Raw genomic sequence first — 14,052 nt, forward strand, 5'->3', positions numbered from 1 at the left:
ACGAACGGGTCATTGGGGGACGGTTTTTCACGATCAAGCAATAGTCCCTGCAAGGCGGGGGGATGGGTGTCGCGGACGCCTGACTTGTGCACGCTCCGTATTCAGGACACGCCAAGGAGTGATATCCGTGATTTTGTGGTGTGCCAAACGGCACTTCACGTTGCCTTATGGGCGGTGAACTCGCTAGTTTCCTCACCCGTCCGACTCCGTCGAGTGGAAACCTGAGGTGACCCGGCGTGGCTCTTCCGCCCCTGACCCCCGAACAGCGCGCCGCAGCCCTGGAGAAGGCTGCCAAGGCCCGCAAGGAGCGGGCCGAGGTTAAGAACAAGCTCAAGCACGGGGGGCTCTCGCTTGCCGAGGTCCTCAAGGAGGGGCAGACCGACGACGTCATCGGGAAGATGAAGGTGTCGGCCCTCCTCGAATCGCTGCCCAGCGTGGGCAAGGTCCGCGCGAAGCAGATCATGGAGCGCCTGGGCATCGCCGAGTCCCGCCGCGTGCGGGGCCTCGGCGCCAACCAGCGCGCGTCCCTGGAGCGTGAGTTCGGCGGCGGTGGAAACCGCTGACCATCGACTCATGGACGGGCGCGACGGTGGTCCCGTCGCGGCCGGTGCGGACCTCTCCGATCCGCACGGCTCCATCCCGTCCGGCTCCGGCGCACCCGAACCAGCGCCGGATGGCTCCCATCCCCGGAATGCGCTCATGCGCCGCTTGACGGTCCTGTCCGGCCCGTCGGGCGTCGGCAAGAGCACGGTCGTCGCCGAGATCCGGCGGGCCCACCCCGAGGTGTGGCTGTCGGTCTCGGTGACCACCCGGCCCCCCCGGCCGGGCGAGACCCACGGGGTGCAGTACTACTTCGTCGACGACGCCGGTTTCGACCGGCTCGTCGCCGAGGGAGAACTCCTGGAATGGGCGGAGTTCGCGGGCAACCGCTACGGGACCCCGCGCCGCCCCGTGGAGGACCGGCTCGCCCGGGGCGAGCCGGTGCTCCTGGAGATCGACCTGCAGGGCGCCCGCCAGGTCCGCAGGTCCATGCCCTCCGCCCTGCTGGTGTTCCTGGCCCCCCCGTCCTGGGAGGAGCTGGTGCGCCGGCTGGTCGGCCGCGGCACCGAGCCGCCCGAGGTGATCGAGCGCCGCCTGGAGGCGGCCCGCGTGGAGCTGGCCGCCGAGAAGGAGTTCGACGTCACCCTGGTCAACACGTCCGTCGAGCACGTGTGCCGTGAGCTGCTAGCCTTGATGGCTGTTCACTGACACGACGGCCCGCCAGGCGGCGGGGGTCCCGTCGTGCCGTAGAGAAGTCCCTAGTGGAAGGCCACAGAGTGGCAGCCAGCAGCGAAGGCATCACCAACCCGTCGATCGACGAGCTCCTGGAGGTCGTCGACACCAAGTACGGCCTCGTGAGCATCGCGGCCAAGCGCGCCCGGCAGATCAACGCCTACTACGCCCAGCTCGGCGAGGGCCTGCTGGAGTACGTGGGCCCGCTCGTCGAGACCCAGGTCCAGGAGAAGCCCCTGTCGATCGCGCTCCGCGAGACCCGCGAGGGCCTCCTGAACGCCGAGCCGACGGAGTCCTGAGCGGTCCCGGGAGGCCGTGGAGCGCGCCGGGCCGAGGTGGGGCGTGTCAGGGCGCCCCTGGATGATCGGGCGGGCGCGCGGAATGCGATCGTAGGATCATGACCTCCTCCCAGACGCGGCCGGGGCCGCGTGTCGTCCTCGGCGTGGGCGCGGGGATCGCGGCGTACAAGGTGTGCGGGCTTCTGCGGCGGTTCACCGAGTCGGGCCATGACGTGCGCGTCGTGCCGACCGAGGACGCGCTGCGGTTCGTCGGCGCGCCCACATGGGAGGCGCTGTCGGGTCACCCGGTGTCGGCGCGGGTCTGGGACGACGTCCCCCGGGTGCCGCACGTTCGGCACGGGCAGAGCGCCGACCTGGTGTTCGTCGCGCCCGCCACCGCCGACCTGCTCGCCAAGGCCGCGCACGGCCTGGCGGACGACCTGCTGACCAACACCCTGCTGACGGCGCGATGTCCCGTGGTGTTCGCGCCCGCGATGCACACCGAGATGTGGGAGCACCCCGCCACCCGGGCCAACGTGGAGACGCTGCGGTCCCGCGGCGCCATCGTGATCGACCCCGCGTCCGGGCGGCTCACCGGCGCCGACACCGGCCCCGGGCGGCTGCCGGATCCGGAGGAGCTGTTCGAGGTCGCGCGGCACGTCCTGGCCCGTCCCGGCAAGGACCCGCACGACCTCGCGGGTCGGCACGTGGTGGTCTCCGCGGGCGGGACGCGCGAGCCGATCGACCCGGTGCGGTTCATCGGCAACCGGTCCTCGGGGCTCCAGGGGTACGCCCTGGCGCGTACGGCGGTGGCGCGCGGGGCGCGGGTCACGCTCGTGGCGGCCAACGTCGCGCTGCCGGATCCGGCGGGGGCGCGGGTCGTCCGCGTCGGGTCGGCCGAGGAGATGCGCGAGGCCGTCCTGGACGCCGTGGGCGGTGCGGACGGCGCCGAGGCCGACGCGGTCGTGATGGCCGCGGCCGTGGCCGACTTCCGACCCGCCGGGTACGCCGGCTCGAAGATCAAGAAGGTGCCGGGCGCCGAGCCGGAGCCGATCCGCCTGGTCAAGAATCCCGACATCCTCGCCGAGCTGACCGCCCGCAGGACGCCGGGCCAGGTGATCGTCGGGTTCGCCGCCGAGACCGACGACGTGCTGGCCAACGGCCGCGCCAAGCTCGCCCGCAAGGGCTGCGACCTGCTGGTGGTCAACCAGGTGGGCGAGGACCTGGCCTTCGGCCGTCCCGACAACGCCGCCGTGGTGCTGGGCGCCGACGGGTCGGTCACCGATGTGCCGCGCGGTGCCAAGGAGGCGCTCGCCGAGGTGGTCTGGGATCTGGTCGTCGCCCGCCTGGCGCCTCGTCCGGCCGCCTGAACGCCCATGAGAGGCAGGTCACGGCACCCGCGGCCGAGTTCCGTCCCGGGTGCCCTGCCGGTAAGGTCCGAAAGGGTCCCGGCGGTTCCGGTCCCGTCCGGCCGTCGCGGACGTCACTTGTAGACTGCGGCACGCCGAGCCGCCCACCGGCCGCGTCCCGGCGTAAAACACGGTCCGGCGGGTCCCGCCGGGTGCCGTCATCCACCGTCCGCCCTGCGACATCAGTCAGCAGCCGCTGCAAGGAGTTCACGTACGTGTCTCGCCGCCTGTTCACCTCCGAGTCCGTCACCGAGGGACACCCGGACAAGATCGCGGACCAGATCAGCGACGCCGTCCTCGACGCGATGATCAAGGACGACCCGGGCAGCCGGGTCGCCGTCGAGACCCTGATCACCACCGGCCAGGTGCACGTGGCCGGCGAGGTGACCACCGAGACCTACGTGGACATCCCCGGGGTGATCCGCGACAAGATCCTGGAGATCGGCTACGACTCGTCCAAGAAGGGCTTCGACGGCCACTCCTGCGGCGTGTCGGTGTCCATCGGCGCGCAGTCGCCCGACATCGCGCAGGGCGTGGACGACGCCTACGAGGCCCGTGAGGGCGAGGGCACCGACGAGCTGGACCGCCAGGGCGCCGGCGACCAGGGCCTGATGTTCGGCTACGCCACCCGCGAGACCCCCGAGCTGATGCCGCTGCCGATCACGCTGGCGCACAAGCTGGCGCAGCGGCTGTCGGCGGTGCGCAAGAGCGGCCTGGTGCCCTACCTGCGTCCCGACGGGAAGACCCAGGTGACCATCGAGTACGACGGCGACCGCGCGGTGCGCCTGGACACCGTCGTGGTGTCCTCGCAGCACGCCCCCGACATCGACCTCAAGGAACTGCTCACCCCCGACATCAAGGAGCACGTGGTCGACCCGGTGCTGGCCGAGTTCGACCTGGCGGCCGAGGGCTACCGGCTGCTGGTCAACCCCACCGGGCGGTTCGAGATCGGCGGGCCGATGGGCGACGCGGGCCTGACCGGACGCAAGATCATCGTCGACACCTACGGCGGCATGGCCCGGCACGGCGGCGGCGCCTTCTCCGGCAAGGACCCGTCCAAGGTCGACCGTTCCGCCGCGTACGCGATGCGCTGGGTGGCCAAGAACATCGTGGCCGCCGAGCTGGCCGACCGCGCCGAGGTGCAGGTCGCCTACGCGATCGGCAAGGCGCACCCGGTCGGGGTCTTCGTGGAGACCTTCGGCACCGAGAAGGTGCCGGCCGAGAAGATCCAGCAGGCCGTCCTGGACGTGTTCGACCTGCGTCCCGCCGCGATCGTCCGCGACCTGGACCTGCTCCGCCCCATCTACTCCCAGACCGCCGCGTACGGCCACTTCGGCCGTCCCGAGCCGGACTTCTCCTGGGAGCGCACCGACCGCGCCGCCGACCTGGCGAAGGCCGCCGGCCTCTGACCGGAACGGCGAAGGCCCCGGAGACGCGGGCGTCTCCGGGGCCTTCGCGTGCGCACGGGGTAGGCCGGCCGGAATCGAACCGGCGTCCTCCCGGATGTGGGTCCGGGCGCGACGACCTCTGCGCTACGACCTAACGGTGGGCACTTTATCTTCTGGAGCCTTCTCTTCTGGAGCCTTTCTGCGGTGTCCGGCGGGTCTGGTAGGACGGGGGACGTGACGTATGACGGCGGGCCAGGGGAGTCCGATCCCGGCCCCGGGGTGATCCCGGGGCTGGGGGACGTGCCCCGGGTGCCCGCCGGCGGGTCCGGGACCTCTCCCAAGAAGGGCGCGGGAAAGAAGAAGGGGGCCAAGGAGCCCGCCGCGCGGTTGCCGGTGGCGCGGGTCGCCGTGGACGTGTCGCTCGCGCACCTTGACCGGCCCTTCGACTACCACGTGCCGGCGGCGATGGACGACACGGTGGTGCCCGGGTGCCGGGTGCGGGTCCGGTTCGCGGGGCAGCTCGTGGACGGGCTCGTGCTCGACCGGGTGGCCGAGAGCGCGCATGAGGGGCGGCTGTCGTTCCTGGAGCGGGTCACCTCGTCCGAGCCCGTGCTGTCACCGGAGATCGCCGCGCTGGCCAGGGAGGTGGCCGACCGGTACGCGGGGACCTTCGCCGACGTGCTGAGGCTCGCCGTGCCGCCCCGCCACGCGCGGGTGGAGGCGGAACCGGACGAAGGGCCGTGGTCACAGGAGCCGCCCGAGCCCGGGGGTCCCGGGCCGTGGGCGGCCTACCCCGCGGGCCGGTCGTTCCTGAGGGCGCTGGAGGACGGCCGTGCGCCGCGCGCCGTGTGGACGGCGTTGCCCGGTCCCGAGTGGCCGGCGGCGATCGCGCGGGCGGTGGCGGCCACGCTCGCGGGCGGGCGGGGCGCGCTCGTGGTGGTGGCGGACGGACGGGACGTCGATCGCGTCGATGCCGCGCTGACCGAGGAGCTTGGGGGGAGCGGTCGGCGGCATGTCGCGCTCACGGCGGAGCTTGGCCCGGCCGAGCGCTACCGGCGGTGGCTCGCCGTACGCAGGGGCAGGGTGCGGGCGGTGGTCGGCACGCGGGCGGCGATGTTCGCCCCTGTCGCCGACCTGGGTCTGGTGGTGTTGTGGGACGACGGTGACGACGTCCACGCCGAGCCGCACGCCCCCTACCCGCACGCGCGTGAAGTGCTGGCGTTGCGCGCGCACAGGGCGGGCGCCGGGGCCCTGATCGGGGGGTTCACGCGGACAACCGAGGCGACGCAGCTTGTGGAGTCGGGTTGGGCCCACACCCTGGCCGCCGAACGGAATCGGGTGCGCCGGTCGATGCCGCGCGTGCGTCCGGTAGGGGATGACGCGGAGGTCGCCAAGGACAACGCGGCCCGCACCGCACGGCTCACCCACATCGGGTTCGAGACGGCGCGGCAGGCGTTGGAGGAGGGGCCTGTCCTGGTGCAGGTTCCGCGCCGCGGCTACCTGCCGGGCCTGGCCTGTGTACGGTGCCGCACCCCGGCCCGGTGTGAGGCATGCCAGGGGCCGCTCGCGCTGAGGTCGGCCCATGCCGCCCCGTACTGCCGGTGGTGCGGTCGTATCGCGGGTGACTGGCACTGCCCCGAGTGCGGCCACCGCCACATGCGGGCGGTCGTCGTCGGTGCGCGGCGTACGGCCGAGGAGCTGGGGCGCGCCTTCCCGGGAGTGCCGGTGCGCACGTCCGGTAAGGACGCGGTGCTCGACCGGGTGGGGGAGGCACCGGCCCTCGTGGTGTCCACTCCAGGGGCCGAGCCCGTCGCCGAGGGTGAGGGTTATGCGGCCGCGCTGCTCCTGGACGGGTGGGTGCTGCTGGGCAGGGCCGATCTGAGGGCGGGGGAGGAGACGCTGAGGCGCTGGATGAACGCCGCCGCGCTGCTGAGGCCGTCCGCGCCCCTGGTGGTCTCCGCCGACGGCGGGCTGCCGCCCGCGCAGGCGCTCCTCCGCTGGGACCCGATCACCTACGCCGAGCGCGAACTGGCCGACCGCCGCCACGCCGGGTTCCCCCCGGCCGTCCGCATGGCGTCGCTGACCGGGACACCGGCGGCGATCAGGGACCTGCTGGCCCACGCCAGGCTCCCGGACGGCGCGGAGATCCTCGGCCCCGTCCCGCTGGCGGGACGGGACGGCGCCGACCAGAGAGCCGACAGAAAAGCCGACAGGGACGCCGGCAGGGAACGCGCGCTCGTCAGGGTGCCCAGGGCCGCCGGGGCGGCTCTGGGCAAGGCGCTCCAGGCGGCGCAGGGGATACGCAGCGCCCGCAAGGCGCCCGATCCCGTGCGGGTGCAGATCGACCCGCTCGAACTCATCTGAACCGCCACCGGCGAGCCACTAAGGTTCTCGGGTGGCCGAGAACTGGGTGGACGCCGTCGCCGACGATCTGCGCCGCTGGGCGGACGCGCGGGACGCCGCGGAGGGCGGCGGGGAGGGCGGCGCGGAGGCCGTGGACGTGCGGGGGATCGTGCTGCTGCTCGACCTGGCCCGCGAAGAGCTCGGCCTTCCGGGCGCCGCGGACCTGACCCCGGATCTGCTGCGCCGGCTGATGCTGGAGGTCTTCCCCGAGTCCGTGGTCGCGGACGGCGAGGAGGCGCCCGAGGTCGTGCGGGCCGCCCGCTCCCTGCTCGCGTACCTGCGCGAGTCGGGCGCCGTCACCGCCGAGGCCGCCGCGGCGCTGGAGGACGCGCTCGACCGCCTCGTCCCCGAGTTCGAGGAGATCGTCGCGGCGGCGGACGGGGAGGAGCGGCGCGCCGCCGCCGAGCTGATCACCGGCATGATGGTCGCCGACGGCGTGCCCGTGGACGACGAGGACGCGGTCGACCGGTGGGTGCGGGACTTCGAGGCGCTGCCCGAGGAGGAGCGGTACGCGCGCACCGAGGAGTACCTGCGCGAGGCCGAGGAGCGGATCGTCCCGCCCGTGCGCCTGGCGCCCGAGGCCGAGGTGGCCGCCGCGGCGCGCGCGTCGGCGCTGACCGAGGAGGTCCGCGCCCTGGCGGCGTGGACGGACGGCGGGCGTCCCGTGGACGAGTTCGGAGATCTGGGCGCCGCTGACGCGGTCGCGGCGGCCGAGTCCCTCGGCCTCGCCACGCCGAGGCGTTCCCCGGAGGTCGAGAGCCAGGCGGACCTGCCCGAGCTCGACCGGCTCTGGTGGGCCGCCGTGGACGCCGGGGTGATCGCCGAAACCGGCGGCACGGCCGCGCCGGGACCGAACCACGGCGTGCTGGACGGCCCCGACGACGCGGCGATGCTGGACGTCTGGGTACGCGTGTTCGACGGGGTGGCGGTGCCCGGCCACGATCCCAAGGACGGGCTGGACGCGGTACGGCTCGTCCAGAACGAGCTGACCGGGGTGCTGATCCACCTGTACGAGCAGGAGGCGCCCACCCCGCGGGAGGAGCTGGCGGAGCTGCTGGCCGGGCATGTCATGGAGGCGTACGAGGCCGGCGACGCCGCCGAGCTGTCCGAGGCGGTCGCGGCGGCGCTGGCCCTGGAGATCGACGACCTGACCCGCTGGGGCGTGCTGGACGGCGCCGGTGAGGGCCACGTCCTCACCCCGCTCGGCGTGTGGGCCGTGCGGGAGCTGCTGCTGGCCGACGGCTTCGCCGCCCCGGTGGTGGGCGAGCTGGCGGACGCGCCCGCCGCCGCGCTGGTGTCCGGGCTCACCTGGCACCGCCAGGACACCGCCGACGAGGAGATCACCGGCTGGCTGGAGGGACGGGACGCCGAGGCCGCCGCCCGCGAGCTGCTGGAGGTCATGCGCACCGGCGGCCCCGGCGCCCGCAACCTCGCCGCCGCCGTCCTGCAGCGCGTGGGGCCGGAGGCCGCCGGCGTCGTGCGCGAGGCGAGCGGAAAGCGTCCCGTCCGCCCCTACGCCGTGCTCTGGCTCGACCGGCTGGCCGAGGGCACGGACGGCGGCGGGCTCGGCCGCGACGACTACCTGTGGCTGTTCGTCGACACCGTCGCCGGGATGCTGGAGACCGCCGAGCCGCGCGACGCGGTCGCCGCCGCCGTGACCGACGCCCCGGCGGGCGCCGACCTGACCGGCATGGTGGAGGAGATGTGGCGCGCCGACCATCCCGGGGTGGTGGACGTGCTGGCGGCGCTCGGCGCCCACCATCCCGACCGGGCGATCGCGAAGGCCGCCCGCACCGCCGCGTACAAGGCGCGGTCGGTGCGATCACCTTCGTAGACTGGACCATCGATCCCGAGCGTCCGGACCCACGACCGGCGTCCCTGGCAGGAAACGGAGTCCTCGTTGGCCGTCAAGCCCATCCGCCTCTTCGGCGATCCCGTGCTGCGCACTCCGGCCGAGCCCGTCAAGGACTTCGACAAGGAGCTGCGGCAGCTCGTCAAGGACCTCACCGACACGATGATCGACGCCCCGGGGGCGGGGCTCGCGGCGCCGCAGCTCGGCGTGGGGCTGCGGGTGTTCACCTACTACGTGGACGACCGGCTGGGGCACCTGGTCAACCCCACCCTGGACCTGTCGGAGGAGCAGGAGACCGACGACGAGGGCTGCCTGTCGCTGCCCGGACTGGCCTTCCCCACGCCCCGCGCCGTGCGGGCGGTGGCCAAGGGGTTCGACATGTACGGCGAGCCGGTGACGCTGGAGGGCACCGACCTGCTGGCCCGCTGCGTCCAGCACGAGACCGACCATCTGGACGGGATCATCTTCATCGACCGGATGGACCCCGAGCAGCGCAAGGCCGCGATGAAGGCGATCCGCGAGGCCGAGTGGTTCGGCGAGCCCGCGCCCGTGGTCAAGGAGTCCCCGCACCGCACCTTCGGAAAGGCCATCTGAGACCCGTGAAGCTGGTTTTCGCCGGTACGCCGGAGACGGCGCTCCCGTCGCTGGAGGCCCTGCTGGAGTCGCCGCGGCACGAGGTGGCCGCGGTGGTGACCCGCCCCGACGCGCCGTCGGGACGGGGCCGCGGCCTGAGGGAGAGCCCGGTCGCGCGGCGCGCCGGGGAGGCCGGGATCGAGGTGCTCAAGCCGGTGAAGGCCGGTGACCCGGAGTTCCTCGACCGGCTGCGCGCCATCGCGCCCGACTGCTGCCCGGTGGTGGCCTACGGGGCGCTGCTGCCGCGCGCGGCCCTGGACATCCCCCGGCACGGCTGGGTGAACCTGCACTTCTCGCTGCTGCCCGCCTGGCGCGGCGCCGCGCCCGTCCAGGCGGCGATCCTGCACGGCGACGACGTGACCGGCGCGGCCACCTTCCGGATCGAGGAGGGCCTGGACACCGGGCCGGTGTACGGGGTGCTGACCGAGCCGATCCGCCCGGACGACACGGCGGGGGACCTGCTGGGGCGGCTGGCCGTCGCGGGCGCCACGCTGCTGCGCGACACGATGGACGGGATCGAGGCCGGGGTGCTGGAGGCCCGCCCGCAGCCGGAGGAGGGCGTCTCGCACGCCCCCAAGATCACCACCGAGGACGCGCGGGTCGACTGGACCGCGCCCGCCCAGCGCATCGACCGGCTGATCCGCGCCTGCACGCCCACGCCGGGCGCCTGGACGACGTTCCGCGGCGAACGGCTCAAGCTCGGGCCCGTCCGCCCGGCCGCGGACGGCGGCGCGCTCGGCGGCGAGCGGCTGGAGCCGGGGCGGATCCGCGCCTCCAAGAAGGAGGTCCTGGTCGGCACCGGCACCCATCCCGTCGCGCTGGGCGAGGTGCAGCCGCAGGGCAGGCGGCGGATGTCCGCGCTGGACTGGACGCGCGGCGCGGCCCTCACCGGTGAGGACGTCCTGGTCTGATGCCTCCCGCACGCAACCGCCGAGGCGGCCACGGGCGCCCCGGCCGCACCCGCAGGCCGCCCGGGCCGCGCCGGACCGGACGTCCCGAGGACCTGGTGCGCCGCACCGCCTTCGACGTGATCCGCGCCGTGGAGACCCGCGACGCCTACGCCAACCTGCTGCTGCCGTCCCGGCTGCGCGACCGCGGGCTGACCGGCAGGGACGCCGCCCTGGCCACCGAGCTCACCTACGGCACGCTGCGCGGCCGCGGCACCTACGACGCCGTGCTGGCGCTGTGCAGCGACCGCGAGCTGCGCCGTATCGACCCGCCGCTGCTGGACGTGCTGCGCCTCGGCGCGCACCAGATCCTGGCCACCCGCATCCCGCCGCACGCCGCCGTCGGGACGGCCGTCGACCTGGCGCGCTCGGTGGCCGGTCCCGGGCAGGCCAAGTTCGCCAACGCGGTGCTGCGCAAGGTCGCCACCCGCGACCTGGACGGCTGGCTCGCGATCGTCGTCCCGGACCACGGCGGCGAGACGGCCCGCCTCGCGGTCGCGCACAGCCACCCCGCGTGGATCGTCAGCGCGCTGCGCGACGCCCTGGGGCCCGACCGCGGTGAGATCGAGGACCTGCTGGAGGCCGACAACAGGCGTCCCCGCGTCACGCTCGTGGCCCGTCCCGGCCGGGCGGCCGTCGCGGACCTGCTGGAGGCGGGCGCCGAGCCCGCGTCGTACTCGCCGTACGCGGCGGTGCTGCCCGAGGGCGACCCGGCGGCGATCGACGCGGTGCGGGACGGCCGCGCCGCCGTCCAGGACGAGGCGAGCCAGCTCGTGGCCCTGGCGCTGGCGGCCGTGCCCGTCGAGGGGCGCGACGAGCGGTGGGCCGACCTGTGCGCGGGGCCCGGCGGGAAGGCGGGGCTGCTGGCGGGCCTGGCCGCCGGGCGCGGCGCCCGGCTGCTGGCCGCCGACGTCCAGCCGCAGCGTGCCACGCTGGTGCGCCGCGCCGTCGACGACCGGGCGGGGGTGGTCGTCGCCGACGGCCGCGTCCCGGCCTGGCGGCCCGGCACGTTCGACCGGGTCCTGCTGGACGTGCCGTGCACCGGCCTGGGCGCGCTGCGCCGCCGCCCCGAGGCCCGCTGGCGGCGCGGCCCCGAGTCCGTGGCCGAGCTCGGCCCGTTGCAGCGCGACCTGTTGCGGCACGCCCTCGACGCGGTGCGGCCCGGGGGAGTGGTGGCGTACGTGACGTGCTCGCCGCACATCGCCGAGACCCGGGTCGTGGTGGACGACGTGCTGCGCGGTCGCGAGGACGTCGAACGGCTCGGCTCGCCGGCCGTGCTCGCCGGGCTGGCGCCGGGGCTCACCGGCCTCGGGGACGGCCCCTACGCCCAGTTCTGGCCGCACCGGCACGGCACCGACGCGATGTTCCTCGCCCTGCTCAGGAAGGGTGACGCGCCGGGCGGGTGAGCGCCCGGGAACCTTTGCGTGTTGCGGAGACGTCGAGCCGGTAGCGCTCAGTAATCTCGGTGGCGCTCGTGGGGCGCCGGGGGCGCCCGCCGGTCGACGCGTAGGGAGATCCGTGCTCACCGACACCATGCACGTCGTGTCGTTCTTCGGCAGCGCGGGCCTCTACGTGCCGGTCCTGGTGCTCGTCTACTGGTGCGTGGACCGCGTACAGGGGGCGCGGTTGGCGGTGGCGCTGCTGGTGAGCGCCGCCGTCAACGTCACGCTGAAGCTGCTGTTCCACGACCCCCGCCCGTTCTGGACCGACCACTCGGTCACCGGGCACGAGCCCCATGACTCGTTCGGCATGCCCTCGGGGCACGCCCAGAACGCGCCGGTGTTCTGGGGGCTCCTCGCCGCGTGGACCCGCCGGAGCGCGCCGTGGGCCGCGGCCGCCGCGGTGGTCGCGCTGATCGGCGTGTCCAGGATCGTGCTCGGCGTCCACTCACCGGGACAGGTCGTGACCGGATGGCTGATCGGCGCCGGTCTCCTGGGCGTCGTGCTGTGGGCCGAGCCGCGGGTCGTGCCGTGGTGGACGCGGCGTCCCCTCGCCCAGCAGCTCGGGCTGAGCCTGGCGACGGGGCTGGCGTTCGTCGTGGCCATGTGGGCCGCCATGCGGCCGCTGGACGGCTGGCGCTGGCCCGCGGGCTGGGCGCGCAGGATCGTCGAGGCGGGCGGCAGCCTGGAGCCGATCTCGCTGTCCGAGGGCGCCGCCGCGGCGGGCGGGCTGTGCGGCCTGCTGGCGGGGCTGTCCCTCGCGAACCGGCTGGTCGGGTACGAGCCCGGCGGGGCGGTGTGGCGGCGGCTGGCCCGGATCCCCGTCGGCGTGGCCGGGGGCTTGGTGATCTTCACGGCCGGGTTGTTCCTGGGCGAGAATCCCGTGCCGGCGTTCATCGTCCAGGCCGTGCTCGGCGTGTGGGTGGCGGCGGGCGCCCCGGAGGCGTTCATCCGCCTGGGGCTCGCCGGGCGCACCCCCCGCGTGCTCACCCGGCCGGGTGAGGGACGTCCCGGCAGGGGGGCGAAGCCGTTCGGGGGGTCCGGGGGACCTCCCCCGGAAGATACGGGCGTCCGGCAATAGACTCGGCCGCATCATGGCTCAGCAGATCTCACCCAGCATCCTGTCCGCCGACTTCGCCCGGCTCGCCGACGACGTCGCCGCCATCGCCGACGACGCCGACTGGGTCCACGTCGACGTGATGGACAACCACTTCGTGCCGAACCTGACCATCGGGCTGCCGGTGGTGGAGGCGCTGCTCAAGACCAGCGCGCTGCCGCTGGACTGCCATCTGATGATCGAGGACCCGGACCGCTGGGCACCGCGGTACGCCGAGGTCGGCGCCGGGAGCGTGACCATCCACGCCGAGGCCGCCAAGGCGCCGATCCGCACGCTGCGCGCCATCCGCGCGGCCGGGGCCCGCGCCGGGCTGGGCATCAACCCCGCGACGCCGGTGGAGCCGTACGAGGATCTGCTGGGGGAGATCGACATGCTGCTGCTGATGACCGTGGAGCCGGGCTTCGGCGGGCAGAGGTTCCTGGACGTCGTGCTGCCCAAGGTCCGCCGCGCCCGCGCCCTGATCGGCGACCGCCCGGTCTGGTTGCAGGTGGACGGCGGCGTCAGCGCCGAGACCATCGAACGCTGCGCGGAGGCGGGCGCGGACGTGTTCGTCGCGGGCAGCGCCGTCTACGGGGCCGACGATCCCGCCGCGGCGGTCCGCGCGCTGCGCACGCAGGCGGAGAAGGCCGCCGCCACGTGACGTCGCTGACCCTCCCGTGCCCCGCCGTCCTGTTCGACGTGGACGGCACCCTGATCGACTCCATGCTTCTGGTCGAACGGGCGGCACGGGTGTGGGCGGCCGAGTACGGTGTCGACGCCGACGCCTACCTCGCCGTCACCCATGGCCGCCGCACCGAGGACAGCGTCGCCGACTTCCTCCCGCCCGACCGCGTGACCGAGGCCGCCGAACGGCTGGGCGCCATCGAGGCCGACCACGTCTCCAGCGTCCTGCCGGCCCCGGGCGCCCGGGAACTGCTCTCCGCGATGAACGGCCTGCCCTGGGCCATGGTCACCTCCATGGACGCCGCCCAGCTCCAGGCCCGGTCGCGGGCCGCCGGGATCCCGCTGCCCGAGGTCGCGGTGACGGCGTCCGACGTGGAGGCGGGCAAGCCCGACCCGTCCGGCTACCTGCTGGCCGCGCGCCGCCTGGGCGCCGATCCGCGCCACTGCGTCGTCGTCGAGGACTCGCCCGCCGGGGTCCGGGCGGGCCGTGCCGCGGGCGCCACCGTCCTCGCCCTGACCACCAGCCATGACGCCGCCCGGCTCGCCGGCGCCGACCTGATCATCCCCGACCTCACCGCCGTCACCGCCACCCGCGACGCCCTGCACGTCTGCACGCACCGCCGGCGCTGATCCGGCCGCGCCGCCGGAGTG

13 protein-coding genes and 1 tRNA gene are annotated in these 14,052 nt (G+C 74.6%); 13 read left to right on the forward strand and 1 reads right to left on the reverse strand.

The window, feature by feature from the left end; translation table 11 throughout:
• The first annotated feature begins 236 nt into the window (after positions 1-236).
• From mihF to metK, 5 genes are all read left to right on the forward strand, one after another.
• Positions 237-563, forward strand: a complete 327-nt coding sequence (mihF, locus tag ACGWYJ_RS11840; protein WP_285694025.1) for an integration host factor, actinobacterial type — start codon at positions 237-239, stop codon at positions 561-563.
• 136 nt (positions 564-699) lie between these two features.
• On the forward strand, positions 700-1,248 hold the full coding sequence (gene gmk, locus ACGWYJ_RS11845) for a guanylate kinase (RefSeq protein ID WP_395105946.1): 549 nt from the start codon (positions 700-702) through the stop codon (positions 1,246-1,248).
• 68 nt (positions 1,249-1,316) lie between these two features.
• Entirely contained in the window at positions 1,317-1,571 is a 255-nt protein-coding gene (gene rpoZ, locus ACGWYJ_RS11850) for a DNA-directed RNA polymerase subunit omega (protein ID WP_285694027.1), read from the forward strand.
• 98 nt (positions 1,572-1,669) lie between these two features.
• A complete protein-coding gene (gene coaBC / locus ACGWYJ_RS11855; protein ID WP_395105947.1) occupies positions 1,670-2,920 on the forward strand; it encodes a bifunctional phosphopantothenoylcysteine decarboxylase/phosphopantothenate--cysteine ligase CoaBC in 1,251 nt (416 codons plus the stop codon).
• 254 nt (positions 2,921-3,174) lie between these two features.
• Positions 3,175-4,368 carry a methionine adenosyltransferase gene (gene metK / locus ACGWYJ_RS11860; protein WP_395105948.1) on the forward strand — a complete coding sequence of 398 codons (1,194 nt, stop codon included), beginning with the start codon at positions 3,175-3,177 and terminating at the stop codon, positions 4,366-4,368.
• 59 nt (positions 4,369-4,427) lie between these two features.
• Here metK and ACGWYJ_RS11865 read toward each other — a convergent pair.
• Positions 4,428-4,501 (reverse strand) — tRNA-Trp (locus tag ACGWYJ_RS11865).
• A gap of 80 nt (positions 4,502-4,581) precedes the next feature.
• Between ACGWYJ_RS11865 and ACGWYJ_RS11870 the strand changes: the two genes are divergently transcribed.
• The 8 genes from ACGWYJ_RS11870 (at position 4,582) to ACGWYJ_RS11905 (ending at position 14,031) form a co-directional block, all read left to right on the forward strand.
• On the forward strand, positions 4,582-6,711 hold the full coding sequence (locus ACGWYJ_RS11870; RefSeq protein WP_395105949.1) for a primosomal protein N': 2,130 nt from the start codon (positions 4,582-4,584) through the stop codon (positions 6,709-6,711).
• A 31-nt stretch (positions 6,712-6,742) separates the two neighbouring features.
• Entirely contained in the window at positions 6,743-8,584 is a 1,842-nt protein-coding gene (locus tag ACGWYJ_RS11875; RefSeq protein ID WP_395105950.1) for a hypothetical protein, read from the forward strand.
• Positions 8,585-8,650: 66 nt separating this feature from the next.
• Positions 8,651-9,196, forward strand: a complete 546-nt coding sequence (gene def, locus ACGWYJ_RS11880) for a peptide deformylase (RefSeq protein WP_285694032.1) — start codon at positions 8,651-8,653, stop codon at positions 9,194-9,196.
• A gap of 5 nt (positions 9,197-9,201) precedes the next feature.
• Positions 9,202-10,146, forward strand: coding sequence for a methionyl-tRNA formyltransferase (gene fmt, locus ACGWYJ_RS11885; RefSeq protein ID WP_395105951.1), 945 nt, complete (start codon positions 9,202-9,204; stop codon positions 10,144-10,146).
• Positions 10,146-11,588, forward strand: a complete 1,443-nt coding sequence (locus tag ACGWYJ_RS11890) for an RsmB/NOP family class I SAM-dependent RNA methyltransferase (RefSeq protein ID WP_395105952.1) — start codon at positions 10,146-10,148, stop codon at positions 11,586-11,588. Before fmt ends, ACGWYJ_RS11890 begins: the two co-directional genes overlap by 1 nt.
• Positions 11,589-11,700: 112 nt before the next feature.
• Positions 11,701-12,702 (forward strand): phosphatase PAP2 family protein, encoded by a 1,002-nt coding sequence (locus ACGWYJ_RS11895; protein ID WP_395105953.1) that lies wholly within the window; start codon positions 11,701-11,703, stop codon positions 12,700-12,702.
• Positions 12,703-12,715: 13 nt separating this feature from the next.
• Complete coding sequence (gene rpe, locus ACGWYJ_RS11900; protein WP_395105954.1) at positions 12,716-13,378, forward strand: ribulose-phosphate 3-epimerase; 663 nt, start codon at positions 12,716-12,718, stop codon at positions 13,376-13,378.
• Positions 13,375-14,031, forward strand: a complete 657-nt coding sequence (locus tag ACGWYJ_RS11905) for an HAD-IA family hydrolase (protein WP_395105955.1) — start codon at positions 13,375-13,377, stop codon at positions 14,029-14,031. The genes rpe and ACGWYJ_RS11905 overlap by 4 nt, the downstream gene beginning before the upstream one ends.
• Positions 14,032-14,052: the final 21 nt, after the last annotated feature.

This window comes from Actinomadura sp. SCN-SB, from assembly GCF_043906805.1.
In the GTDB taxonomy this organism is placed as follows: domain Bacteria; phylum Actinomycetota; class Actinomycetes; order Streptosporangiales; family Streptosporangiaceae; genus Spirillospora.